At 66.3% G+C, this 23,901-nt stretch carries 25 protein-coding genes; 16 read left to right on the top strand and 9 right to left on the bottom strand.

From position 1 onward, the window contains the following. The first annotated feature begins 74 nt into the window (after window positions 1–74). A complete protein-coding gene (locus tag ACT53K_RS01525) occupies window positions 75–1,052 on the top strand; it encodes a YXWGXW repeat-containing protein (protein ID WP_476226762.1) in 978 nt (325 codons plus the stop codon). Between the two features lie 98 nt (window positions 1,053–1,150). Further along, window positions 1,151–1,699: a P-loop NTPase family protein gene (locus ACT53K_RS01520; protein ID WP_476226761.1), complete on the top strand. Its 549-nt coding sequence runs from the start codon at window positions 1,151–1,153 to the stop codon at window positions 1,697–1,699. Between the two features lie 133 nt (window positions 1,700–1,832). On the opposite strand, the gene ACT53K_RS01515 is transcribed toward ACT53K_RS01520, so the two are convergent. Both ACT53K_RS01515 and ACT53K_RS01510 read right to left on the bottom strand, forming a co-directional pair. Further along, window positions 1,833–3,704: an ABC-F family ATP-binding cassette domain-containing protein gene (locus ACT53K_RS01515; RefSeq protein ID WP_476227270.1), complete on the bottom strand. Its 1,872-nt coding sequence runs from the start codon at window positions 3,702–3,704 to the stop codon at window positions 1,833–1,835. 222 nt (window positions 3,705–3,926) lie between these two features. After that, window positions 3,927–4,388: an RICIN domain-containing protein gene (locus ACT53K_RS01510; protein WP_476226760.1), complete on the bottom strand. Its 462-nt coding sequence runs from the start codon at window positions 4,386–4,388 to the stop codon at window positions 3,927–3,929. A 389-nt stretch (window positions 4,389–4,777) separates the two neighbouring features. Here ACT53K_RS01510 and ACT53K_RS01505 point away from each other — a divergent pair, with 389 nt between their 5' ends. The 4 genes from ACT53K_RS01505 to ACT53K_RS01490 all read left to right on the top strand — a co-directional run bounded on the left by ACT53K_RS01505 (window position 4,778) and on the right by ACT53K_RS01490 (window position 8,917). Continuing rightward, window positions 4,778–5,221 carry a hypothetical protein gene (locus ACT53K_RS01505; RefSeq protein WP_476226759.1) on the top strand — a complete coding sequence of 148 codons (444 nt, stop codon included), beginning with the start codon at window positions 4,778–4,780 and terminating at the stop codon, window positions 5,219–5,221. Next, window positions 5,218–5,517 carry a transcriptional regulator gene (locus ACT53K_RS01500; RefSeq protein WP_476226758.1) on the top strand — a complete coding sequence of 100 codons (300 nt, stop codon included), beginning with the start codon at window positions 5,218–5,220 and terminating at the stop codon, window positions 5,515–5,517. The genes ACT53K_RS01505 and ACT53K_RS01500 overlap by 4 nt, the downstream gene beginning before the upstream one ends. Window positions 5,518–5,553: 36 nt before the next feature. Next, window positions 5,554–6,738, top strand: coding sequence for a BaiN/RdsA family NAD(P)/FAD-dependent oxidoreductase (locus tag ACT53K_RS01495; protein ID WP_476226757.1), 1,185 nt, complete (start codon window positions 5,554–5,556; stop codon window positions 6,736–6,738). 178 nt (window positions 6,739–6,916) lie between these two features. After that, window positions 6,917–8,917, top strand: a complete 2,001-nt coding sequence (locus ACT53K_RS01490) for a TonB-dependent receptor plug domain-containing protein (RefSeq protein WP_476226756.1) — start codon at window positions 6,917–6,919, stop codon at window positions 8,915–8,917. A 116-nt stretch (window positions 8,918–9,033) separates the two neighbouring features. On the opposite strand, the gene metH is transcribed toward ACT53K_RS01490, so the two are convergent. From metH to ACT53K_RS01470, 4 genes are all read right to left on the bottom strand, one after another. After that, entirely contained in the window at window positions 9,034–11,634 is a 2,601-nt protein-coding gene (gene metH / locus ACT53K_RS01485; protein WP_476226755.1) for a methionine synthase, read from the bottom strand. Between the two features lie 124 nt (window positions 11,635–11,758). After that, entirely contained in the window at window positions 11,759–12,805 is a 1,047-nt protein-coding gene (locus ACT53K_RS01480) for a homocysteine S-methyltransferase family protein (RefSeq protein ID WP_476226754.1), read from the bottom strand. A gap of 59 nt (window positions 12,806–12,864) precedes the next feature. Continuing rightward, a complete protein-coding gene (gene metF / locus ACT53K_RS01475) occupies window positions 12,865–13,764 on the bottom strand; it encodes a methylenetetrahydrofolate reductase (RefSeq protein WP_476227269.1) in 900 nt (299 codons plus the stop codon). 14 nt (window positions 13,765–13,778) lie between these two features. Beyond that, window positions 13,779–14,729, bottom strand: coding sequence for an ArsR/SmtB family transcription factor (locus ACT53K_RS01470; protein WP_476226753.1), 951 nt, complete (start codon window positions 14,727–14,729; stop codon window positions 13,779–13,781). A 118-nt stretch (window positions 14,730–14,847) separates the two neighbouring features. Between ACT53K_RS01470 and ACT53K_RS01465 the strand changes: the two genes are divergently transcribed. The 4 genes from ACT53K_RS01465 to ACT53K_RS01450 are packed head-to-tail and all read left to right on the top strand — an operon-like array spanning window position 14,848 to window position 16,455. Further along, window positions 14,848–15,081: a hypothetical protein gene (locus ACT53K_RS01465; protein WP_476226752.1), complete on the top strand. Its 234-nt coding sequence runs from the start codon at window positions 14,848–14,850 to the stop codon at window positions 15,079–15,081. A gap of 23 nt (window positions 15,082–15,104) precedes the next feature. Further along, a complete protein-coding gene (locus ACT53K_RS01460) occupies window positions 15,105–15,278 on the top strand; it encodes a hypothetical protein (RefSeq protein ID WP_476226751.1) in 174 nt (57 codons plus the stop codon). Then, on the top strand, window positions 15,275–16,225 hold the full coding sequence (locus ACT53K_RS01455) for an aldo/keto reductase (RefSeq protein WP_476226750.1): 951 nt from the start codon (window positions 15,275–15,277) through the stop codon (window positions 16,223–16,225). The genes ACT53K_RS01460 and ACT53K_RS01455 overlap by 4 nt, the downstream gene beginning before the upstream one ends. Further along, window positions 16,225–16,455: a hypothetical protein gene (locus ACT53K_RS01450; RefSeq protein WP_476226749.1), complete on the top strand. Its 231-nt coding sequence runs from the start codon at window positions 16,225–16,227 to the stop codon at window positions 16,453–16,455. The genes ACT53K_RS01455 and ACT53K_RS01450 overlap by 1 nt, the downstream gene beginning before the upstream one ends. Here the strand turns inward: ACT53K_RS01450 and ACT53K_RS01445 are convergent. Continuing rightward, window positions 16,431–16,985 (bottom strand): hypothetical protein, encoded by a 555-nt coding sequence (locus ACT53K_RS01445; RefSeq protein ID WP_476226748.1) that lies wholly within the window; start codon window positions 16,983–16,985, stop codon window positions 16,431–16,433. The two genes, ACT53K_RS01450 and ACT53K_RS01445, sit on opposite strands and share 25 nt — an antisense overlap. Before the next feature lie 17 nt (window positions 16,986–17,002). After that, the gene (locus tag ACT53K_RS01440; RefSeq protein ID WP_476226747.1) at window positions 17,003–18,583 is read right to left on the bottom strand and encodes an amidase; all 1,581 of its coding nucleotides are present in this window, start codon (window positions 18,581–18,583) and stop codon (window positions 17,003–17,005) included. Between the two features lie 137 nt (window positions 18,584–18,720). On the opposite strand from ACT53K_RS01440, the gene ACT53K_RS01435 reads away from it, so the two are divergent. The 3 genes from ACT53K_RS01435 to ACT53K_RS01425 all read left to right on the top strand — a co-directional run bounded on the left by ACT53K_RS01435 (window position 18,721) and on the right by ACT53K_RS01425 (window position 22,459). Further along, window positions 18,721–19,608 (top strand): AraC family transcriptional regulator, encoded by an 888-nt coding sequence (locus tag ACT53K_RS01435; RefSeq protein WP_476226746.1) that lies wholly within the window; start codon window positions 18,721–18,723, stop codon window positions 19,606–19,608. Between the two features lie 432 nt (window positions 19,609–20,040). Further along, window positions 20,041–21,933: a ribonucleoside-diphosphate reductase subunit alpha gene (locus ACT53K_RS01430; RefSeq protein ID WP_476226745.1), complete on the top strand. Its 1,893-nt coding sequence runs from the start codon at window positions 20,041–20,043 to the stop codon at window positions 21,931–21,933. A gap of 160 nt (window positions 21,934–22,093) precedes the next feature. Then, entirely contained in the window at window positions 22,094–22,459 is a 366-nt protein-coding gene (locus ACT53K_RS01425) for an endonuclease domain-containing protein (protein WP_476226744.1), read from the top strand. A 170-nt stretch (window positions 22,460–22,629) separates the two neighbouring features. On the opposite strand, the gene ACT53K_RS01420 is transcribed toward ACT53K_RS01425, so the two are convergent. Continuing rightward, window positions 22,630–22,893 (bottom strand): DUF2171 domain-containing protein, encoded by a 264-nt coding sequence (locus tag ACT53K_RS01420; protein ID WP_476226743.1) that lies wholly within the window; start codon window positions 22,891–22,893, stop codon window positions 22,630–22,632. Window positions 22,894–23,036: 143 nt separating this feature from the next. On the opposite strand from ACT53K_RS01420, the gene ACT53K_RS01415 reads away from it, so the two are divergent. The 3 genes from ACT53K_RS01415 to ACT53K_RS01405 are packed head-to-tail and all read left to right on the top strand — an operon-like array spanning window position 23,037 to window position 23,892. Continuing rightward, on the top strand, window positions 23,037–23,360 hold the full coding sequence (locus ACT53K_RS01415; protein WP_476226742.1) for a hypothetical protein: 324 nt from the start codon (window positions 23,037–23,039) through the stop codon (window positions 23,358–23,360). Continuing rightward, window positions 23,357–23,578 carry a hypothetical protein gene (locus tag ACT53K_RS01410; RefSeq protein WP_476226741.1) on the top strand — a complete coding sequence of 74 codons (222 nt, stop codon included), beginning with the start codon at window positions 23,357–23,359 and terminating at the stop codon, window positions 23,576–23,578. Before ACT53K_RS01415 ends, ACT53K_RS01410 begins: the two co-directional genes overlap by 4 nt. Next, window positions 23,575–23,892, top strand: coding sequence for a hypothetical protein (locus ACT53K_RS01405; RefSeq protein WP_476226740.1), 318 nt, complete (start codon window positions 23,575–23,577; stop codon window positions 23,890–23,892). Before ACT53K_RS01410 ends, ACT53K_RS01405 begins: the two co-directional genes overlap by 4 nt. Window positions 23,893–23,901 lie beyond the last annotated feature (9 nt).

Here is a 23,901-nt window from a genome sequence, read left to right as displayed (position 1 = left end):
GATCAGCAATTCAGCGTTCATCCAGCCTGCTTTATTTCCCGGATCACTGCGGGGGACACGCAGGAGCGATCACCATGAAGAAGCTATGGGCCGCCGCGACCATTCTGGCCTCGGCTTTCCCCTGCGCGGGCACTGCCTCGGCGCAGGTTTCGATCGGCATCAGCGTGCATCTCGCACCGCCGCCGCTGCCCGTCTATGCGCAGCCGCCGCTGCCGGGACCGGACTATATCTGGACGCCAGGCTATTGGGCCTGGGACGATTACAGCGAATCCTATTTCTGGGTGCCGGGCACCTGGGTCCGCGCGCCGCGCCCCGGCCTGTTGTGGACTCCGCCCTGGTGGGGCTGGTCGGGCGGCGTCTATGTCTTCCATTCGGGCTATTGGGGGCCGCATGTCGGCTTCTACGGCGGCGTATCCTATGGCTTTGGCTATACCGGCTTCGGCTATCAGGGCGGATACTGGAATGGCGGTCACGTCTTTTACAACAAGACGGTGACCAACGTCACCAACGTCACCAACGTCACCAATGTCTACCAGCGCAACGTGGTGGTGAATAATGTCACCCATGTCAGCTATAATGGCGGGCCGGGCGGCGTGCAGGCGCAGGCAAGGGCGCAGGAACTGGCCGCGGCGCACGAAGCGCATATCGCGCCGACCAGCAACCAGCAGTCGCACCTGATGGCGGCGTGGCACAACCCCAATGCCTTCGCCTCGGCCAATCACGGTCGCCCGGCGATGGCGGCGACGGCCCGGCCGCTCGATGCGTCGCGGGTGCCGGCACGCGGCCCCTCCGGCGGCCAACCCTGGTCGCGGCCCAATCCGGGGCAGGCACAGACGAGCCGGTTCGACCGGCCCTTCCGCGCCAACGGGCAATATGGTCAGGCCCCATATGCCCAGTCGATGTCGGCCGGGCGGCAGCCGGCGCCGCAGCAGCATTGGGGCCCGCCCCAGCCGCCGCGCTACGCCGCACCGCCGCGGGTCGCCTACCATCAACCCTCGGGCGGGCAGCATCCGCACCCGCATCCCGAGCCGCACCATGAGCATCATGGCTGAGCCCCTGCCCCGGCGCGTGTACCCCGCGCGCCGGGGCATCCCCTCGACAGGCGGCGCGGAATAGCGCATCGCCCCGCCACGCGATGCGGGAGGCGGGGATGCGGCAGCAAAGCGGGACGACGCGGCTCGACATGCTGGGGCCGCGCATCTGCATCATGGGTCCGTCGAACAGCGGCAAATCGACGCTGGCAGTGGCGATCGGGCGCGCGCGGGACGTGCCGGTGGTGCATCTCGACCAGCTCCACCATCTGCCCGGCACCGACTGGGTGCCGCGCCCGGCAGACGAATTTGCCGCGCTCCACGATGCAGCGATCGCCGGCGAACGCTGGGTGATCGAAGGCAATTATTCGCGCCTGTTCCCGCAGCGGCTGGCCCGGGCGACGGGGGTGATCCTGCTCGACCTCGATGCGGCCACCAGCCTGTATCGCTATGTCCGCCGTTGCTGGTTCGAGCCGGACCGGCTCGGCGCGCTGGCTGGCGGGCGGGACAGTGTGAAATGGGTGATGCTGCACCATATCGCCGTCACCTCGCGGCGGAACCGGCGGCGCTACCGGGCGGAGTTCGACGGCTGGGCGCTGCCGAAGGTGGCGCTGCCCACGCGCGCCGCGCTGGCGCGGTTTTACGCGACGGAGGGATTGGTGCGGTGATGGCGTGCTCCCCTCCCGCTTGCGGGAGGGGTCGGGGGAGGGGATGGCAGAATCGCGCGTGGCACAACCTCGGCTCGAGCCGCCCCGTCGGCCCCTCCCCTAGCCCCTCCCGCAAGCGGGAGGGGAACATGAGTCACCCCCCGATACCCTCCAGCGCCTCGCTGGCTTCCATCCAGGCCAGTTCCGCCGCCTCGATCTTCGCCGCCACATCGGCGCGGCGCTTCATCAGGTCGGTCATGGTGAGCTTCGCCAGCGCCGGCTCGGCGTTCGACGGATCGAACATCGCGCGGTCGAGCGCCGAGAGCTGGCCCTGCAGCTTCGCGACATCCGCCTCAGCCGCCTTGGCCGCCTTGCGCAGGGCATTGCCCTTTTCGCGCGCCTCGGCGGCGGCGCGGCGGGCGTCCTTGCGGTTTTCCTTCGCCGCGCCGCCCTTCGATCCGGCCGGATCCTTGGCCAGCACGAAGGCGATATAGTCATCGAGGCTGCCGTCGAACTCGCGGGCGGTGCCCTGATCAACCAGCACCAGCCGGTCGGCGGTCATCTCGAGCATGTGGCGGTCGTGGCTGACCACGACGACGGTGCCGGTATAGCCGTTGAGCGCCTGGATCAGCGCCTCGCGCGCATCGACGTCGAGGTGGTTGGTCGGCTCGTCGAGGATCAGCAGGTGCGGCGCGTCGCGCGTGATCAGCGCCAGCGCGAGGCGGGCGCGCTCGCCGCCCGACAGCTTGCCGACCTTGGTGGTCGCCTTGTCGCCCGAAAAGCCGAACCGGCCGAGCTGCGCGCGCACCGCCGCCGGGCTCGCGCCGGCCATGTTGCGCGTCATATGCTCGAGCGGCGTGTCGTCGCGGTCGAGTTCTTCCACCTGATACTGGGTGAAATAGCCGACCTTCATCTTGCCGCTGGCGTTGATCGCCCCGTCCATCGGCGTCAGCTGCGCAGCGAGCAGCCGGGCGAGCGTGGTCTTGCCGTTGCCGTTGCGGCCGAGCAGCGCGATGCGGTCGTCGGGGTCGATGCGCAGGTTCAGGCGCTGGAGGATCGGCTTCTCGCCATAGCCGACGCTGGCCATGTCGAGCGTGATCAGCGGCGGGCGCAGCTCGTCCGGGTTGGGGAAATCGAAGCTGAGCGAGGGATCGTCGACCAGCTCGGCGATCGGCTGCATCCGGGCGAGCGCCTTGGCGCGGCTCTGCGCCTGCTTGGCGGTCGAGGCGCGGGCGGAGTTGCGGGCGATATAGTCCTGCAGCTTCTCGCGCTCAGCCGCCTGCTTCGCGCGCGCGGCGGCGATCTGGGCCTGACGCTCGGCGCGCTGGCGTTCGAATGCGTCGTAACCGCCCGGGTAGAGCGTCAGCTTGCCACGCTCCAGATGGAGGATGTGGTCGACGACATTGTTGAGGAAGTCGCGCTCGTGGCTGACCAGCAGGATCGTCGCCGGATAGGCCTTGAGGAAATCCTCCAGCCACAGCACCGCTTCGAGATCGAGGTGGTTCGACGGTTCGTCGAGCAGCAGCAGGTCGGGCTGGGAGAAGAGCAGGCTGGCGAGTGCGACGCGCATCCGCCAGCCGCCCGAAAAGCTTTCCAGCGCGCGGTGCTGCATCTCCTCGTCAAAGCCGAGGCCGACCAGGATGCGCGCGGCGCGCGAGGGGGCGGCATGGGCGTCGATCGCGATCAGCCGCTCATGGATTTCGCCCAGCCGGTCGGGATCGTGGCTGGTCTCGCTTTCGTGGAGCAGGGCGGCGCGCTCGGTATCGGCGGCGAGCACGGTTTCGAACGGCGTCGCGGTGCCGCCGGGGGCCTCCTGCGCGATATAGCCGATGCGCGCGCCGCGCGGCATGTCCGCCGTGCCGCCGTCGGGTTCGAGCTGGCTGGCGATCACCTTCACCAGCGTCGACTTGCCGGCACCGTTGCGGCCAATGAGGCCGATGCGGCCACGCGGGGGCAACTTGGCGGTGGCGCCGTCGAGGATCGTGCGCCCGCCCAGGCGCACCGTGATGTCGGTCAGATTGAGCATGATCGGCCAGCGCCTAGCCGATGCGAGGGCGAAGGGCCAGCGGCCCGGTGCGGCAATCGCCAGCGGGCGTGACCCGAGCGCCGCCGGGCAGACCAGGCGCAGGGCCTGATGCGACATGTACAAGCCGCCCAGCCCCTGCGCCCGGTTCTATTGAAACGGATCCTCAGGTCCAATCAGGCCGAGCCGCGGTCGCCCGGCACCGGCATGCGGACCCGTCTCCGCTCAAGCCTCTTCGAGAAGCTCGAGATCGGCCGCCAGCGTGGCAGCGTCCACCGAGTTGCGCAGCCAGAGCTGCGCCGGCGAGCTGTTGTTGGGGTACAGCCAGATCGGATTGTTTTCCTGCAGAACCCGGTTCTTGTCGTCAGCCACCATGCCCGGCACGCTGATCGAGCTGATAACCCCGGGGTTACCGGTCATCGACCACTTCTGCAGGGCCGTCGACGACAATTGATCCACGATCAACTGGGTTTCGCTCTTGGAGGAGGGGGCCGTCAAAAACAGCCGGGCCGTGGCCGGGCTATTGCTGAGACGGATCGTCTTGCTGGCAGCGTTGACGTCCCAGAGGATAAGATTGGTATCGATGTCGGGCGTAAGCCGCTTCAGAACGACCTTCGCCCCAGTCGAGAGATCGCTTGCCGCCAGCACCCACCCCGGAGCAGCCGCGTACTCAATGAATACAGACATATTTCCTCCTAATAGAATATGCGTTACCGGCGAGCATACAACCTCAACCGCACGCACAACATTTCACCAAACTCAGTATTATTCCATAATACATTGCTTCATTGCGGAGGATGTTGCGTTTCCATAGGTCGATTATGGATGGTTCTAATAATATTTTGTCCAAGCAACATATCTAACATTGAATGTTTTAATACGATTCCATTCATAGAACGTGAAATTATTGGGAACCTCTCCTTTTACGACACTGGTCGGGAATGAATGCGCCCGCCGCCCGATGCGGCCCTCGAACGCCGCCATGGCCGCGCTCACTTTCCATTATGGAAAGTTTTAACTTGCCGACTCGGAAAGTCACAGCTATCGCTTTCCATATTGGAAAGAGAGGTGCAGCGATGACGAATGCAACCGAAGCGCGCGCGGCGCTGGAGGCGATGCAGGCAAGTCGGCAAGAACTTGCCCGGGTGGCGCATTGCCCGCCGACGCGGCATCTGGCCTTTGCAGTGTTGATGGCCGGCGTCGTGCTGTCGCCCGTGTTCGCACCCTATCAGCTGGTCGCGCTGGTGCCGGTGCTGATCGGCGTGGCGCTGGTCGTGCGATGGGATCGCCGGCGGCTGGGCATGTTCATCAACGGCTATCGCCGGGGACGTACGCGGCGCGTGATTGCCGCATTCCTGCCGATGCTGCTCGCGCTTTATGGGCTGAGCGTCTACGGCGCCATCGTCCGCGAGATGGTGTGGCCGTCGGTCGCCCTGGCGGCGCTGACGGTGCCGTTTGCCTATTATGGCAGCGTCATTTGGCAGCGGGTGTTCAGGCGCGAGCTGGGGCTGGCGGCGTGAAGACGCCGGCGTTCGATCCGGTGATCCACCCGCCCGCGCGGCTGCAGCTGATGGCGCTGCTCGCCAATGTGCAGGACGCAGAATTCGCGACGCTGCGCGAACTGGTGCAGGTGAGCGATTCCGTCCTGTCCAAGCACCTCGCCGCGCTGGCGGAAGCGGACTATGTCCAGCTACGCAAGGCGGCGGCGAACGGGCGGCAGCGGACCTGGGCGGCCATGACGCGGGCGGGCCGCAAGGCGTTCGACGGCCATGTCGCCGCGCTCCAGCAGCTTGCCGGGCTGACGACTGCCTCCTAGCTGGCGCACGGCGCCGGGAACCGCTAGCGGCGATGGATGGCTGCGCCCATCCCATCCTATGACGCGATCATCCTCGGCGCCGGTGCGGCGGGGATGTTCTGTGCGGCCATGGCCGGGCAGCGCGGGCGCCGCGTGCTGCTGCTCGACCATGCCGATGCGCCGGGCAAGAAGATCCTGATTTCGGGCGGCGGCCGCTGCAACTTCACCAATATCGGTGCGGCGGCCGACCGCTATCTTTCCGCCAATCCGCATTTCGCCAAGTCGGCGCTCGGCCGCTACACAGCGCAGGACTTTCTGGCACTGGTCGAACGGCACGGCATTGCCTGGCACGAAAAGACGCTCGGCCAGTTGTTTTGCGACGGATCGGCGCGGCAGATTGTCGACCTGTTGCTCGACGAGTGCGCGCGGGGCGGCGTCGAACTTCGGCTGGGTGCGGCGATCACCAGCGTCGAGCATGCCGATGGACACTTCCGTGTGACGACCGCCGCCGGTGCCGCAGAGGCCCCTGCGCTGGTCATCGCCACGGGCGGCCCCGCCATTCCCAAGCTGGGAGCGACCGGCTTTGCCTATGATCTGGCGCGGCGTTTCGGGCTGAAAGTGGTGGAGCCGCGCCCCGCGCTGGTGCCGCTGACGCTCGGCCCAGATGAGGCGCTGTTCCGCGATCTCGCCGGCGTATCGGCGCCGGTCGAGGCGCGCGCGGGTAAGGCGGCGTTCCGCGAGGCGGCTTTATTCACCCATCGCGGCCTGTCGGGGCCGGCGATCCTGCAGGTTTCTTCCTATTGGCGGCATGGCGAGACGATTACGATCGACTTCCTGCCCGAGCACGCACCCGGCTGGCTTGCCGAGGCCAAGCGCGCCGAACCCCGGCTGGGCCTGCGCGCCCTGCTCGCCCGCGCCCTGCCCGACCGGCTGGCCACAACGCTGGCGGAGCGGATCGCGCTGCCGGCCGAACTCGGGAATTGCCGGGACGCAATCCTTGCCGAGGCGGAACGTCGGCTGGCGGGTTGGACCTTCCGCCCCAGCGGCACCGAAGGCTTTGCCAAGGCGGAAGTGACCGTCGGCGGCATCAGCACCGCCGACCTGTCATCGCAGACAATGGGCGCGCGGCGTGTGCCCGGCCTGTATGCGATCGGCGAAGCGGTCGACGTCACCGGCTGGCTGGGCGGATATAATTTCCAATGGGCCTGGGCCAGCGGCTGGGCGGCGGCGCAGGCGCTGTAGGCGTGTGAAGAGCGTGGCAGAAAGGCCACGTACGGCAACATAAGTTGGGAAATATACAATTCACTTTCCGCTCCCGGTGGCAAGCCGCCCGGCTTTGCGCCACAATCTTGTCCGTCGGGTGGGGGTGCGTATCTTTACGTTTCGCGAATACAGGAAATTCGGATCGGTTCTGGCCGCAATGGCGTTGGCGTGGCCGGCCGCTACACTGGCGCAGCAGGCGCCGGGCGCGGCGGGCGAGACCGGCACGCTGGTGTTCGGCCCGGACTATTTCGCCAAGACGGCGCTATCGACCGCGCTGGAGATGATACAGCGCCTGCCCGGCTTTACGCCCGATTTCGGCAGCACCGATGCGCGCGGCCTGGCCGGCAACAGCGGCAACATTCTGATCGACGGCAAACCGATCGTGCTGAAGAGCCAGGGCATGGCGGAAACCTTGCGCCGCATCAGCCTGGGCAGCGTCGCCCGCATCGAGCTGATCCGCGGCGGCGCGCCGGGCATCGACATGCAAGGGCGGCCGGTGATTGCCAACATCGTGCTCAAGCGCAACGAGTCGACCGAAAAGCTGATCGACCTGCAGAGTTTCATCTATACCAACGGCTTTGTCGGCCCGGACCTTACGCTGCAATATAACCATCGCGATGGCGATGCGCGCGAGGAACTGATCGTCGAGGTGGCGCGCGACCGCACCAGCACCGGCACTGCCTGGGGCACGCGCACGCGCACCGATGCCGCCGGCAACCTGATCCAGCGCGCCGATCTCCATCTGTCCGACCGGTATCGCAACGCCAATGTGCGCGGCAGCATCGAGCGCGATGTCGGCGGCGGGCTGCTGCACCTCAACGGCCGCTTCGACTATACGCCACTGAACAGCAACCAGCAGGTGACGGTGGAACAAGGCGCCGGCACCAATGACTGGGCGAGCGACCGGACGCACAACTGGAAGGCCGAGCTGGGTGCCAACTGGACGCGCTCGCTGGGCGAGAAGGCCGAGCTGGAGCTGATCGCGCTGCAACGGCTGGGCCATAGCAGCTATACCAGTGCCAGTTCGATCAGCAGCCTTGCCAGCACGTTCGATTCCGCCTCGCGCGACGGCGAAAGCGTGTTCCGGCCGATCCTGCGCTACAAGCTGGACAAGGACTGGTCGTTCGAGGGCGGCGGCGAGATTGCCTATAACTTCGTCGACAACAGCACGGTCTATACCGCAGCCGGCGTGCCCATCCCGCTGCCCGACCAGAAGGTGTTCGTCAGCGAATTGCGCGGCGAAGTGTTCGGCCAGGCGACCTGGACGCCCTCGGCCAACTGGACGATCGAGGGCGGGCTGCGTGCCGAGGTTTCGCGGATCGCCAGCGACGGCGACACCGACCGCAGCCGATCCTTCTTCTATCCCAAGCCGCGGCTGCAGATCACCCGCCAGCTCGGCAAGCGCGACCAGTTGCGGCTGCGGCTGGAGCGCACCGTCAGCCAGCTCGACTTCAACGATTTCATCGCCGCGACCGAGATCAACCTGGGCACGGTGCTCGCCGGCAACGCCCGGCTGGTGCCGCAGCGCACCTGGACGATGGAGGCGGTGTACGACCATCGTTTCTGGGGCGACGGCGCGCTCGAACTCGGCTTCGTGCACGAAGCGACCAGCGACGTGATCGACTATATCCCGCTGGCGGGGGGCTATGACGCCGTCGGCAATATCGGCGACGGCACGCGCGATACGCTGTCCGGCACGCTCAACCTGCCGTTCGACAAGCTGGGGCTGAAAGGCGGACGACTGCGCGCCACGGGCGCGCTCACCCGCTCGCGCGTGACCGACCCGCTGACCGGCGAACGGCGGCGCTATGCCAAGGAAGTGCCGTTCACCTGCAACCTCACCTATACGCAGGATCTGAAGGGCGGACGCTTCACCTTCGGCATCGACCACAGCTGCAATGCCGACCGGTACAAGCTGTATCGCATCAACGAGTTGCGCACCGTCGACATGCAGCCGCAACTGACGGTCTTCGGCATCTGGAAGCCGAGCAAGAAGCTGACCGTGCGCATGGACGTGGGCAACGCCACCAACGCCGCGACCAGCAATTACCGCGATCTCTATACGGTCGCGCGGAACAGCAGCCCCTTATTGTATCGGGAAGTGCGGACGCTTCGGCACGGGCAATATCTGTACCTGCAGGTGCGCCGCGCGTTTTGAGGGGATGGGGGTCACCCTCACCCTTCCCACCACCTAAGGCGGCGGGCCCCTTCCCTCTCCCATCGGGAGAGGGAGGGAGGCGCAAAGCGCCGGAAGGGTGAGGGTGACCCGCCCGCTCAGTCCAGGTTCGGCCGGAGGTACCGCGTCGCCAGCTCTTCGCTGATCCCGCGCCGCAGCGCATATTCCTTGAGCTGGTCCTGCCCGATGCGCGCGACGCCGAAATATTCGGCCTGCGGGTGGCCGAAATAAAAGCCCGACACCGCCGCGGTCGGCAACATCGCGAAGCTTTCGGTCAGGCTGATGCCGGTGCGCTTGTGGGCGCCCAGCATATCGAACAGGATCGGCTTCAGGCTGTGTTCCGGGCAGGCGGGATAGCCCGGCGCCGGGCGGATGCCGCGATATTGCTCGCGGACCAGCGCTTCATTGTCGAGCTGCTCGCCATCGGCATAGCCCCAGAGCGAGGTGCGGACGAACTGGTGCAGCCGCTCCGCAAAGGCTTCGGCCAGACGGTCGGCCAGCGCCTTCAGCAGGATGTCCGAATAATCGTCAATCGCCGCCTTGAAGCGGGCAAGGTGCGGCTCGATGCCATGGATCGAGACCGCGAAGCCGCCGATCCAGTCGCCGTCATGGTCGATGAAGTCGGCCAGGCACATATTCGCCCGCCCCTCGCGCTTGGCGATTTGCTGGCGCAGGAACGGCAGGCGGACATGTTCCTCTTCGCCGACATGGACGATCACATCGTCGCCCTCGCGTCGGCACGGCCACAGCCCGGCCACGCCGCGCGCGGTCAGCCAGCGCTCGGCGATGATCTTGTCGAGCATCTTCTGGGCATCGGCGAACAGCGAGGTCGCGCTCTCGCCGACGACTTCATCCTCCAGGATAGCCGGATAGTTGCCGGCCAGTTCCCAGGCGCGGAAGAAGGGCGTCCAGTCGATATAGTTGCGCAGATCCTTCAGATCCCAATCGTCGAAGCTGTGCACGCCCGGCATGCGCGGCTTGCCCGGCTTCAGGCTCATGTCCGCCTCGAAAGCGTTGGCGCGGGCATCCTCGATCGGCAGCAGCTCGCTCTGCCCCTTGCCGGCGCGGGCCTGGCGGACATGTTCGTACTCGTCCGCGATCTTGGTGACATAGGGGTCGCGCTGGGTATCGGAGACAAGCGCCGTCGCCACGCCCACCGCGCGACTGGCGTCGAGCACATGCACCACCGGCCCGGTATAGGCCGGGTCGATGCGCAGCGCGGTGTGCACGCGGCTGGTGGTCGCGCCGCCGATCAGCAGCGGCATCGTCATGTTCGCGCGCTGCATTTCCTCGGCAACGGTCACCATCTCGTCGAGGCTGGGGGTAATCAGGCCCGACAGGCCGATCATGTCGGCATCATTCTCGTTCGCGGCCTTCAGAATGTCGGGCCAGGGCACCATCACGCCCAGATCCACCACCTCGAAGCCGTTGCACTGGAGCACGACGCCGACGATATTCTTGCCGATATCGTGCACGTCGCCCTTCACGGTCGCGAGCACGATGCGGCCCTTGCCCTTGGCCCCTTCTTCCTTCTCCGCCTCGATATAGGGGAGCAGGTGCGCGACCGCCTTCTTCATCACGCGAGCCGACTTCACCACCTGCGGCAGGAACATCTTGCCCGACCCGAACAGGTCGCCGACGACGTTCATGCCGTCCATCAGCGGGCCTTCGATCACTTCGATCGGGCGGGCGAACGCCAAGCGGCATTCCTCGGTATCCTCGACGACATGCGCGTCGATGCCCTTGACCAGCGCATGTTCCAGCCGCTTCGTCACCGGCCAGCTGCGCCATTCGGCCGCCTGCTTCTCGGCCACCGCATCGGTGCCGCGATATTTCTCGGCCAGCGCCACCAGCCGCTCGCCCGCTTCCGGATCGCGGTTGAGGATCACATCCTCACACGCCTGGCGCAGTTCGGGGTCGATCGCGTCATAGACGTCGAGCTGGCCGGCATTGACGATCGCCATGTCCATGCCGGCGGGGATCGCATAATAGAGGAAGACCGAGTGCATCGCCCGGCGCACCGGTTCGTTGCCGCGAAAACTGAACGACAGGTTCGACAGGCCGCCCGAGATATGGACGTGCGGGCAGCGCTTCTTGATCTCGCGGCACGCCTCGATGAAGTCGACGCCGTAGTTGTTGTGCTCCTCGATGCCGGTCGCCACCGCGAACACATTGGGATCGAAGATGATGTCTTCCGGCGGGAAACCGATGCCGGTGAGCAGCTTGTAGGCACGCTCGCAAATCTCGACCTTGCGCGCCTGGGTGTCGGCCTGGCCGACCTCGTCGAACGCCATAACGACCACGGCGGCGCCGTACGCCATGCATTTGCGGGCGTGCGCGAGGAACGCTTCCTCGCCTTCCTTCATGCTGATCGAGTTGACGATCGGCTTGCCCGAGACGCATTTCAGCCCCGCCTCGATCACGTCCCATTTCGAGCTGTCGATCATCACCGGCACGCGGGCGATGTCCGGCTCGGCGGCGATCAGCTTGAGGAAGGTGGTCATCGCCTCGAGCGCGTCGAGCAGGCCCTCGTCCATGTTGACGTCGATCACCTGTGCGCCGTTCTCGACCTGCTGGCGCGCGACTTCGACCGCGGCGGTATAGTCGCCGGCCATCACCAGCTTCTTGAAGCGGGCCGATCCGGTGACGTTGGTGCGCTCGCCGACATTGACGAAGTTGGTGGAGGAAGGCGTGGTCATGGTTTCTTCTTCTATCTCCCTCTCCCCTTCAGGGGAGAGGGTCGGGGAGAGGGGCCTGAAGGAGAGGGCGTCGTCCTGCCCCTCTCCCAACCCTCTCCCCTGAAGGGGAGAGGGCTTTTACGGCTCACGCCGCCATCGTGAACGGCTCCAGCCCGGCAAGGCGGGTCCGCACTTCGGGCGTCGGAATGCTGCGCGGGGCCAGCCCCTGCACCGCCTTCGCGATTGCGCCGATATGCGCGGGCGTCGAGCCGCAGCAGCCGCCGAGGATGTTCACCTGCCCCGCATCGGCCCATTCCTTCACGAGGCCGGCGGTCGTCTCCGGCAGCTCGTCATAGGCGCCGAGTTCGTTCGGCAGGCCGGCGTTCGGATAGACCATGATCAGCGTGTCGCACAGGCCCGACAGCGTCTTCACATGCGGGCGGAGCTGTTCGGCGCCGAACGAGCAGTTGAGCCCGATCGTCACCGGCTTCGCATGGCGCACCGCGTGCCAGAACGCCTCGACCGTGTGGCCGGAGAGGTTGCGGCCGGACAGATCGGTGAGCGTCATCGACAACATGATCGGCAGGTCACGGCCCAGCGCCGCACCCGCCTCGATCGCGGCCATGATCCCGGCCTTGGCGTTGAGCGTGTCGAACACCGTCTCGATCAGCACGAAATCGATGCCGCCTTCGACCAGCGCGTCGATCTGCTCGCGATACACGTCCTTCAGATAATCGAAGTCGATCTCGCGATAGCCGGGATCGTTGACGTCCGGCGAGAGCGACAGGGTCTTGTTGGTCGGGCCGAGGGCGCCGGCAACGAAGCGCGGGCGGCCGTCCTTCGCCTCGAACTCGTCGGCAATGCTGCGGGCGAGCTTCGCGCTCTCCAGGTTGATCTCGCGCACTAGATGCTCGGCGCCGTAATCGGCCTGGCTGATCCGGTTGGCGGAAAAGGTGTTGGTCTCGGCGATATCGGCCCCGGCCTCGAAATAGGCGCGGTGGATCGAGCCGGGCACCTCGGGCTTGGTCAGCGCGAGGATGTCGTTATTGCCCTTCTGGTCGTGCGAAAGGCCAAGATTGCCGGCATAGGCAGCCTCGTCGAGCTTCCAGCGTTGGATCTCGGTGCCGAACGCGCCGTCGGTGATCAGGATGCGCTTCTGCGCTTCGGCCAGCAGTTTCTCGCGTGGTGTCATGGTTTTGTCCTTCCGTCTCCCCCGGCCCCTCCCGCAAGCGGGAGGGGAATTAAGTCGGGTTAAGCCGCAGCCACCGCCGCCGGCACCCGGGGCCGCAGCCCAAGCAGGTGGCAGATCGCGTAGCTCAGCTCGGCGCGGTTGAGCGTATAAAAGTGGAACTGCCGCACGCCGCCCGCATAGAGCTTGCGGCACAGTTCGGCCGCCAGCGTCGCCGCCACCAGCTGCCGCGCGGCGGGATGGTCGTCCAGCCCCTCGAACAGCTTTTCCATCCAGGCCGGCACGTCGGTGCCGCACATCGCCGACATCTTCACCACGCTGGCATAGTTCATCACTGGCATGATGCCCGGCACGATCTCGGCATCGATACCCGCTGCCGCCGCGCGGTCGCGGAAGCGCAGGAAGGTCTCGGCCTCGAAGAAGAACTGGGTGATCGCGCGGTTGGCACCGGCGTCGATCTTGCGCTTGAGATTGTCGAGATCCGCCTCGGGGCTCGGCGAATCCGGGTGGCATTCCGGATAGGCGCTCACCGAAATCTCGAACGGGTGCAGCCGGCGCAGGCCAGCGACCAGATCGGCCGCATTCTCATAGCCGCCGGGATGGGTGCGGTACTTCTCGCCGGCGCGGGGCGGATCGCCGCGCAGCGCCACGATGTGCCGCACGCCCGCCGCCCAATATTCCTCGGCGATCTGGTCAATCTCCTCGCGCGTCGCCTCGACGCAGGTGAGGTGCGCAGCGGCGGCCAGCGGCGTTTCGCGGGCGATCCGCGCTACGGTCGCATGGGTGCGCTCGCGGGTGGTGCCGCCGGCGCCATAAGTGACACTGACAAAGCGAGGACCGAGCGGCGACAGCGTCTCGATCGACTGCCACAGCGTCTCTTCCATCTTCTCGGTCTTGGGCGGGAAGAATTCAAAGCTTACCGCCACATCGCCCGCCACGTCGGCGAACAGGGGCGGTGCCATGGGGTCTACGATACTCATGCCGCCTTCACCTTTTCCACGCTCTCCCCGGTCTTGCGACCGAGCCACAATTTCACCGTCAACGCGCCGCCTTCCAGCGTCTGCACCTGCACCGGGGCCAGCCCGGCGCGATCGAACCAGCCGAGCATCTGCTCGTCCGAAAAGCCCAGCCGTGCATGCGCGTCGCGAGTGCGCAGCTCCTCGCGCTCGTGCGGCGCGAAATCGACGATCAGCAGCCGCCCGCCGGGGCCGAGCACCCGCGCCGCCTCGCCGATCGCCGCGCCCGGTTGCTGCGCGAAATGGAGCACGTGATGCAATATAGCAGTATCCGCAGCGCCATCCGCGAGCGGCAGGGCATAGAGATCGGCCTGACGCAGCTCGGCATGGGCCAGGTCGGCCAGCTTGGCACGCGCCAGTCGCAGCATCTCCGACGAGCGGTCGATCCCCAGCGCATGCGCCGAACGCGGGCCGAACAGCTCGAGCATCCGCCCGGTGCCGGTGCCGATATCGACCAGGCTGCCCAGCGATCCCTCGCCCAGCGCCGCGCCCATCGCCGCCTCGACTTCGCTTTCGGCGATGTGGAGCGAACGGATCGCGTCCCACTGCCCGGCATTGTTCTGGAACCACGCCTCGGCCGATGCCGCGCGATCGGCGCGCACCGCCGCCAGCCGCGCCTGATCGGCAATCACCCAGGGGTCGCCCGCCATTTCCCAGGCGTCGAGCGCCGCCAGCACCGGCGCGATTACGGCGCGGCGACCGAGTGCAACAAACACCCAGCTGCCTTCCTTGCGCCGCTCGGCCACGCCCGCGTCGCACAGGATCTTCACATGGCGCGAAACGCGGGGCTGGCTCTGCCCCAGCACCTGCGCCAGTTCGCCGACGCTAAGCTCCATCGTGCGCAGCAACGCAACGATGCGTAGCCGGGTGGAATCCGCAAGCGCGCGGAAGATGGCGAGAGGCTCTGTCATGGGCAGATAGAGATATAAAGATATCTTTATATCAGGTCAACGCACCATCCAACCGGTTGCGCCTTGCCCCGGGGCTGGGCTAGCCCGTCCACCGAACCCCGTTCCAGAAGGAAAAACCATGCGCAAGGCACTGATCCTCCCCGTCGCAGCACTCGCTTTGGCCGGGCTCTCGGCCTGCGGCAACAAGGCGAAGAACGAAGCCGCCGAAGCCAATGAGGCTATGGCCGGCGACGGTAACACCATGGGCGAAGCGGTTGCCGATGTGAACGCCGCCATGGCCACCAATGCCGCCTTTGACGCCGCCGAAAATTCCTATGCTGGTGCGGCGCCGGGCAACGAGATCACCGACTGAGCGTTGGCGGGCGGGTAATGTCGGTGCGCGCGCTGCCCCTGTTGCTTCTGCTGGCCCTTTCGGCCTGTGGCGGCGGCCATGACTCCGCGCCCGCCGGCCTTACCCGCGACGAAAATGCCCGGCTCGACGCCGCGGCCGCCGCGATCGACATCAACGCCACCGCCGCAAGCGCCAACGCCACGGAGCCCACGCCATGACCGATCTTCGCCCGCTGGGCGCCTCCGGGCTCGCCACCCCGCCGCTGGTGCTGGGCGGCAATGTCTTTGGCTGGACGGCCGACAAGGCGACCAGCTTCCGCATTCTCGACCGCTTCGCCGAACGCGGCGGGGTGATGATCGACACCGCCGATGTCTATTCGGCCTGGGCGCCCGGCCATACAGGCGGCGAATCGGAAAGCGTGATCGGCGAATGGCTGCGCAGCTCCGGCAAGCGCGACAAGGTGCTGGTCGCCACCAAGGTCGGCATGCTGCCCGGCGAGGGCGGCGTGAAGCTGGCGCCGGCGCGCATCGCTGCCGCGGCCGAGGCATCGCTCGCCCGGCTGGGGGTGGAGACGATCGACCTGTATTTCGCGCATCAGGACGACGAGAGCGTGCCGCAGGCCGAGTATCTGGCGGCGTTCGGGGCGCTGATCGATGCGGGCAAGGTGCGCGCGCTGGGTGCCTCCAACTTCCATGCCGTCCGGCTGAAGGCGGCGCTCGACCTTGCGGCCAAAGAGGGGCTGCCGCATTTCCGCGTGCTCCAGCCCGAATATAATCTGGTCAGCCGCCACAAGTTCGAAGGCGAGCTGCAGGATCTGTGCATCACCCACAATATCGGCGTGGTGCCCTATTACGGGCTCGCCTCGGGCTTCCTGACCGGCAAGTACCGGAGCGAGGCAGACCTGTCGAAGAGCGTGCGCGGCGGCCGGATGGGCGAATTGCTCGCCGGCAAGGGCGCGGCGGTGCTGGCGGCGATGGATGCCGTGGCAGCGGAGACCGGCGCTACGCTGGCCCAGATCGCGCTCGCCTGGCTGGCGGCGCAGGACGGCGTCACCGCGCCGATCGCCAGCGCGACCAGCACCGAGCAGCTCGACGAACTTGTCGGCGCGTGGGACGTGGCGCTGACCCGCGACCAGCGCGACCGGCTGACGGCAGCCGGCGCCTGATGACGGCAAGCGAGCTTACCGACCTGCTGACCACCCAGCTCGTCCGCCGCTGGGGCGGCACGCGGCGGCGCTGGAAAGGCGTGCTGGGCGAGGTGCGCCTATACGCCCCCGCAACCCACCCGCACTGCAACTGGGCACTCGCCCCCAGCGGCGCGACGGCCGATGTGGCGGCGGTGGAAGCACTGCTCGACGAGATACGGACGCGCTATCCGGTGGTGTCGGCGGGGTAAACCTGCCGGCTTTGCTGCTGGATCAGCGCATAGACGGCACGCACGTCGGGAATGCGAAGGAACTGCGGCGTCGTATCGAACGTCGGCTGCCAGATTCCGAAATTGTCGCCGCGGAACCAGTTGCCTACGGAACCAAAGCGCAGCGTGCCTGAGCCGTCGGCGCGCTCCTGCAGCTCCAGCATCGGCAGGCGCGTCATGTCGAGTGCCTTTACCGAGCCACCAGCGCGCAGGATCAGGATACGATGGTCGGTGACTGCATAATGGAGGCGACGGCGCAGGACCATATCGACCAGAAAGCGGCCGATGATGAGATAAATACCCGCGATCAGGAAAGGGAGGCCGAAAAGTTGGAACGAATCCGGCGCACCAGAGATCCAGACCTGAACGTTCCAGAAAATGGCAAACCCGCCCCAGAGCAGCGAAAAGGGAATCAGAAACAGGTCGATCGGACGGAAAATCAGGCCAGTATAGGGGCGCCCTTCCCAAAGGACTCTCTCCCCCGGCAACAACACATCTCGAAACGCCTCCATTTACTTCCCTTCCCCCCTCACCGCAGCGCCCTCGGCCCCAGATCGGCGGGGATGGTCGCGCGATAGGCCGGCGCGACGCGGGCCTTGCTCGCCTGCTCATAGGCATAGCCGGCGCGCAGCAACAGGCCGTCCGAATAGGCCGTGCCGATGAAGGACAGGCCGGCGGGCAGCCCCTGTACCAGCCCCATCGGCACGGTGAGGTGCGGATAGCCGGACACGGCGGGAAGCTCGCTGGCCGACGGGCCGGTGAACTGGTCGCCATGTGCCGGGTCGCTGAGCCAGGGCGTGCCATAGGTGGGGGTGACGAGAATCTGGGCCTCCGCGGCCTTCAGCATCGCGTCGATCCCCTCGGGCCCGGCCAGATGCTGCGATTTCGCCCGGGCGGCCCTGTATTCGGGATCGTCGAGGCCCTTGGTCGCTTCCGCCTTCAGGAAGGTTTCCTGCCCGAAGAACGGCATTTCGGCATCCTTGTGCGCCGTGTCGAACGCGATCACGTCGGCCAGCGTGCGCACCTTCACGGCGGGCGGCGTGGTGGCGAGATAGGCGGCGAGGTCGGCCTTGAGTTCGGTGTGGAGCACCAGGCTCTCCGCCTCGCCCAACCCGGCGAGCTTCGGCATCTTTACTTCCACCAGCACGGCACCGGCCGCGCGGAGTTCGTCCAGCGCCTTGTCGAACCGGGCGGCGAGTGCGTCTTCCATGTCGGGCCGCCAATAGCCGACCCGCATGCCCTTCAGCGCATCGGCGCGAAGGCCGGTGGCGTAGTTCTGGCGATAGGCGTTCGCGCCCTTGGTCGCGGGATCGGCGGGGTCTTCGCCGACCATCGCCGAGAAGAGCAACGCCACATCGGCAACGCTGCGCCCCATCGGGCCGGGCGTGTCCTGGCTGTGGCTGATCGGCACGACATGGGTACGGCTGACCAGCCCGAGCGTGGGCTTGAGGCCTACCAGTCCGTTCATTGCCGACGGGCAGACGACCGAGCCGTCGGTTTCCGTCCCCACCGCCAGCGCGGCGAGGCTCGCCGCCACCGCCGCACCCGACCCGCTGGACGAACCGCAGGATGAACGATCGAGCGCATAGGGGTTACGCACCAGCCCGCCGACGGCACTCCACCCGCTCATCGACCGGTCGGAGCGGATGTTCGCCCATTCGCTCAGGTTGGTCTTGCCCAGGATAACCGCCCCGCCCGCGCGCAATTGCGCCACCAGCGGCGCATCGCGGCCGGTGCGGTTATCCTTCAGCGCCAGGCTGCCGGCGGTGGTGGGCAGCTCCTTGGTCTCGATATTGTCCTTGATCAGCACGGGGATGCCGTCGAGCGGCCCCAGCGTCTTGCCGGCCTTGCGCCGCGCGTCGCTGGCGCGGGCCTGGGCCAGCGCATCGGGGCTGACGGCGATCACCGAGCGGAGCGTCGGCCCCTTGCGGTCGATCGCTTCGATGCGGGCGAGATAGGCGGCGGTAATCGCCGCGCTGCTCGTCTTGCCGGCCGCGAGATCGACCCAAAGCCGCGTCGCGGGGGCTTCCTCCACCTGCGCCGCGCGCTGCGCCCAGGCCGGACCCGACGCTGCCGCCGCCACCGTTATCGCCAAACCCCAAAGCCGCATCGCCGCCCCCTTTTGCTGTCGTGGCGGCCAGCCTAACATTGCCCAATCGCGGTGCAATCCTGCCTGCGCGGACATTCCGCAAGATCAGTCGGGCAGGCGCGGCGGCGGGGCGGTAGCAGGGCGGCGCCACGGAGGAAATGATGCAGCCAACACCGCTCGAACGCTACCATGACCGGATGCAGCGGGTGCTCGACCATATCGACGCGCACCCGGATGCTGATCTGGACCTGGAGACACTGGCGCGCGTCGCGGCGTTTTCGAAGCATCATTTCCACCGCCAGTTCAGCGCCTTGTTCGGCCTGTCGGTGCATCGCTACGTCCAGCTCGTGCGGATGAAGCGAGCGTCGTATCGCCTTGCCTATCGGCAGGACGAGGCGATCACCGGAATCGCGTTTGACGCCGGCTACGAAGCGCCCGAGGCCTTTGCCCGGGCCTTTCGCCAGCGCTTCGGGCAGGCGCCGTCGCAGTTCCGCGCCGCGCCGGACTGGCAGCCATGGCATGCGGCCCTCGCGCCGCTCACCCAAGCCAGGAGCCAGACCATGCAGACCCGATTCACCTTGGACGACGTGACGATCCTCGACGTTCCAGCCACGCCGGTTGCGTTCATGACCCATCGCGGCGACCCCGCGCATCTGGGGGAGACGATCCGCCGATTCATCGCGTGGCGCAAGTCGACCGGCCATCGCCCGCCGGCAAGCGCCACCTACACCATCTTCCACACCGACCCGCGCACGACGCCACCCGAGGACTATCGCCTCGACCTGTGCGCCGGCGCCGCGCATCCGGTGGCGGACCCGGCGCAGGGCATCGAGCCGGGCCTGATTCCGGCCGGGCGCTGCGCGATGCTGCGCGTGGTGGGTCAGGCCGACAATCTCGAGCCGGCGGCGCTGTTCCTATACCGCAACTGGCTGCCGGAAAGCGGCGAGGAACCGGGCGACTTTCCGCTCTATGCCCGTCGCGTGACCTTCTTTCCCGACGTTGCCGAGCATGAAGCGGTGACGGAGCTGTATCTGCCGCTCCAATAGCGCCCATGGTGCAGCTTGCGCGGGGCCGACCACAAGCGGTTGTGCCCCGCGCGATTCATCCCCGTAAATTTATTTGCAGTTCCACGTTCGTTCCCTTGCCTTTTGTGAAGGTAAGGAAAGTCCGTGCGTCGCGCCTGGTAACCGGTTTCGGCTGTGCCACGAACCGAGTCATTTCAGCGACGAACCGTTGCATTCAGAAGTCATTTACTGTCTTGTGCCCGGACTCGGATTGGCACAATCTGTAGTGGTTGCACTGGGGAGCACGCTCAAGCACTGGTAGACCTTGGTTCGCATAGCCATATGCGAGGCGGGACTGTTCGTGCCGGCGGCCGGGAATGCGTACACTTTTTGTTCTTACGCAAACCGGACAGTGCTACCATCGGGTACACCCCCCGAGTCGTACAGCGTAGGGCATCACAGGGGCTTGCAGGCATGGAATTCAGGGACACCGAAACGAGCGTGAACGACACCGCCACCATTGAAGCCGCGCCTGCCGTGCGCAAGGAACTGGACAGCAAGGCCGTTGCGCCCCGACCCTATCCGGTCGAGGTCGATCATGCCCGCGACGCACTGCTCACCGATTTCGGCAAGGAAACGCTGCGCGACCGCTATCTCCTGCCCGGCGAAAGCTATCAGGATCTGTTCGTCCGCGTCGCCTCTGCCTATGCCGACGATGCCGCGCACGCCCAGCGGCTCTATGACTATATCTCGAAGCTGTGGTTCATGCCGGCCACCCCGGTGCTGTCGAACGGCGGCACGGGCCGCGGCCTGCCGATCAGCTGCTACCTCAATTCAGTGCCCGACAGCCTGGACGGCATCGTCCAGACCTGGAACGAGAATGTCTGGCTCGCCTCACGCGGCGGCGGCATCGGCACCTATTGGGGCAGCGTACGCGGGATCGGCGAGCCGGTGGGCCTGAATGGCAAGACCAGCGGCATCATTCCGTTCGTCCGCGTGATGGATTCGCTGACGCTCGCGATTTCGCAGGGCTCGCTGCGCCGCGGTTCGGCCGCCTGCTATCTCGACATCTCGCATCCCGAAATCGAGGAGTTCCTCGAAATCCGCAAACCCTCGGGCGACTTCAACCGCAAGGCGCTGAACCTGCACCACGGCGTGCTGATCCCGGACGCCTTCATGGAAGCCGTGCGCGACGGCGCCGAATGGGAGCTGAAGAGCCCGAAGGACGGGTCGGTCCGCGGCAAGGTCGATGCGCGCGCGCTGTTCCAGAAGCTGGTCGAAACCCGGCTGGCGACGGGCGAGCCGTACATCGTGTTCTCGGATCACGTGAACTCGACGATGCCCAAGCATCATCGCGATCTGGGCCTGAAGGTCTCGACCTCGAACCTCTGCTCGGAAATCACGCTGCCGACCGGCCGCGACCATCTGGGCAACGACCGCACCGCCGTGTGCTGCCTGTCCTCGCTCAACCTGGAAACCTGGGACGAGTGGAGCAAGGACAAGCGCTTCGTGGAAGACGTGATGCGCTTCCTCGACAACGTCCTGACCGACTATATCGCGCGCGCGCCCGACGAAATGGCCCGCGCCCGCTATTCGGCGGAGCGCGAGCGTTCGGTCGGCTTGGGCGTGATGGGCTTCCACAGCTTCCTGCAGGCGCACGGGCTACCGTTCGAAGGCGCGATGGCGAAGAGCTGGAACCTGCGTATCTTCAAGCACATCAGCGCACAGGTGAACGAAGCGTCGATGGCGCTGGCGGTCGAACGCGGCCCCTGCCCCGATGCGGCGGACATGGGCGTGATGGAGCGTTTCAGCTGCAAGATGGCGATCGCGCCGACCGCGTCGATCTCGATCATCTGCGGCGGCACCAGCGCCTGCATCGAGCCGATCCCGGCGAACATCTACACCCACAAGACGCTGAGCGGCTCCTTCTCGGTCAAGAACCCGTATCTGGAGAAGCTGCTCAAGGATAAGTCGAAGAATTCCGACGCGGTATGGAATTCGATCCTCGAGCAGGGCGGCTCGGTCCAGCATCTCGACTTCCTGACGCAGGAAGAAAAGGATGTGTACAAGACCAGCTTCGAGATCGACCAGCGCTGGATCCTCGAACTGGCGGGCGACCGCGCGCCGTTCATCGACCAGGCGCAGTCGCTCAACCTGTTCATCCCGGCGGACGTGGAAAAGTGGGACCTGCTGATGCTCCACTATCGGGCGTGGGAGCTGGGCATCAAGTCGCTCTACTATCTCCGCTCCAAGTCGGTGCAGCGCGCCGGCTTCGCAGGCGGCGTCGAGGCCGACAACACGATCGAAAAGCCGAAGTTCGATCTGGGCGAGACGACCGACTACGACGAATGCCTGGCGTGCCAGTGATCTAGGCGATGGTGGCGGCGGTGATACACCCTCACCCTCCCGCCGCTTCGCGGCTCCTTCCCTCTCCCAAGGGGAGAGGGACCGTGGAGCGGCGCAAAACCCCCTCTCCCTTTGGGAGAGGGGAGGGGCCCGCGCGCGCCAGCGCGTGGGAGGGGTGAGGATGATGCGCCTCTACCAAGACCAACCCGCCGGTACGGTAGACCAGCTCCGCGCGCTCCGGCGCATGCCCACCGATGCCGAAAAGCGCCTCCGCCGCGCTCTGCGGGAAGGGCTGCCCGGCCAAAAGTGGCGCTTCCAGGCGCCTATCGGCCCCTATCGGGTCGATTTTCTCTGTTTCTCGGAACGTCTCGTGATCGAAGTCGATGGCGGCCAGCATGCGGAGGCTGCGGAATATGACGCCATCCGCACGCGCTTCATCGAGCGCGAGGGGTTTGCCGTGCTGCGCTTCTGGAATCACGAGGTGCTCAGCAACACCGACGGCGTGCTTGCTGAGGTCGCACGGCATCTCAAGAGCAAAGTCTCGTGACCATGGCCGCCCTCACCCTCCCGCCGCTTCGCGGCTCCTTCCCTCTCCCAAAGGGAGAGGGACAGTGGGGCGATGCTAAAACCCCTCTCCCTTTGGGAGAGGGGAGGGACCCGCGCGCGTCAGCGCGTGGGAGGGATGAGGGTGGCCACGCCACCCCCCACCCCATTCCCTCACGCCTCTTCTTCGAAAATCTCCACCGCCACATCGGCGTTGGCGGACAGCCGCACCTTGTCGCCTTCGACTTCGGCGACCAGTCCGAGCGGGATGTAGTGGTGGTGCCCTTCATGGCTGCCCTCGGCCCCCTCGACCTGCGCCGCCGAATCCTTCTTGGTCAGCTTGATACGGTGATGCTCGACCTTGTCGACGGTGCCGATGTGCACGCCGTCGGCGCCGATGACTTCCATATGCTCGCGGACATCGCTGTGGTGGCCCATGCTCGTTCTCCTTCGATGGCTTCGGTTCGGGTAACGCATACGGGGGCGGAACGGTCCACGACATCGGGCAATCGCCGGATGCGCGCACTACGTAGGGTGGGGGCCGCGCGACAAGCTACCATACGCCCGGATAGGAAGTTGCAATGAAACCCGTCCGCACTGCCCTTGCCCTCGCCGCCCTCGCCCTGCTCGCCGCCTGCGCCCATCAGGTGCCGAGCGCCGTGCAGCCGCATGCGCCGGGCTTCCTGCTCGGCCTGTGGCACGGGTTCATCTTCCCCGTAGCCTGGGCGTTGTCGCTGCTGTTTCCCGACATCGCGGTCTATGCGGTGCCGAACAATGGCGGCTGGTATGATTTCGGCTTCTTCATCGGCGTGGTATTTCTGGGTGTGGGCGCCAATGGTGGTCGCAAGGTCGTCTATCGCGAGCGTATCGTGATGCGCGATGGCGGGCGGGTGATCGACCAGTGACGCGCAGCCTCGCCCTTCAGGCCGGGATCGGCATTGCCTCGGGCATCACCGGACTGATCGTGCTGATCCGCCCGGAAATGGCGCGCGGGCTGCTGCGCGTCGCCCCGGGCGAAGCGGCGACCTATGCGCTGCGCATCGGCGGCATGATGCTGGTCGCGCTCGGCCTGTTCCTCACCGGCTTCGCGCTGGCCTTTGCGAGCGCGGGAGGGGTGGCGTGAGCGATACACTCCCGATGGAACGAGGCCGCTATCGACCCACCGGCAAACATTGGTTTGCGCTGAAGCTGATCATAGCCTTGGCGGTTCTCGGGCTACTCAGCGCCATGCCCGTAAGAGATACCGTCCTGTACTGCGGGTATGTTCTAGTCGCATTGCACGGCATTTTCGAAGCCGCTTGGCTTCTTTTCAAGCCACAACGCAGCCGCGAGGCCGCCGAGGATGGCCAGCCTATTCGTACCGTTCGCGTTCAAGGAGCGCTCCTGCTGATCGCCTGGGCCGCGTTCCTATTCTTCGCCATTCAAAAATTGTTCTGATCCGGAGTA

This window comes from Sphingomonas sp. DMC8, assembly GCF_056314185.1.
This window is presented reverse-complemented; position numbering and strand designations above follow the sequence as displayed.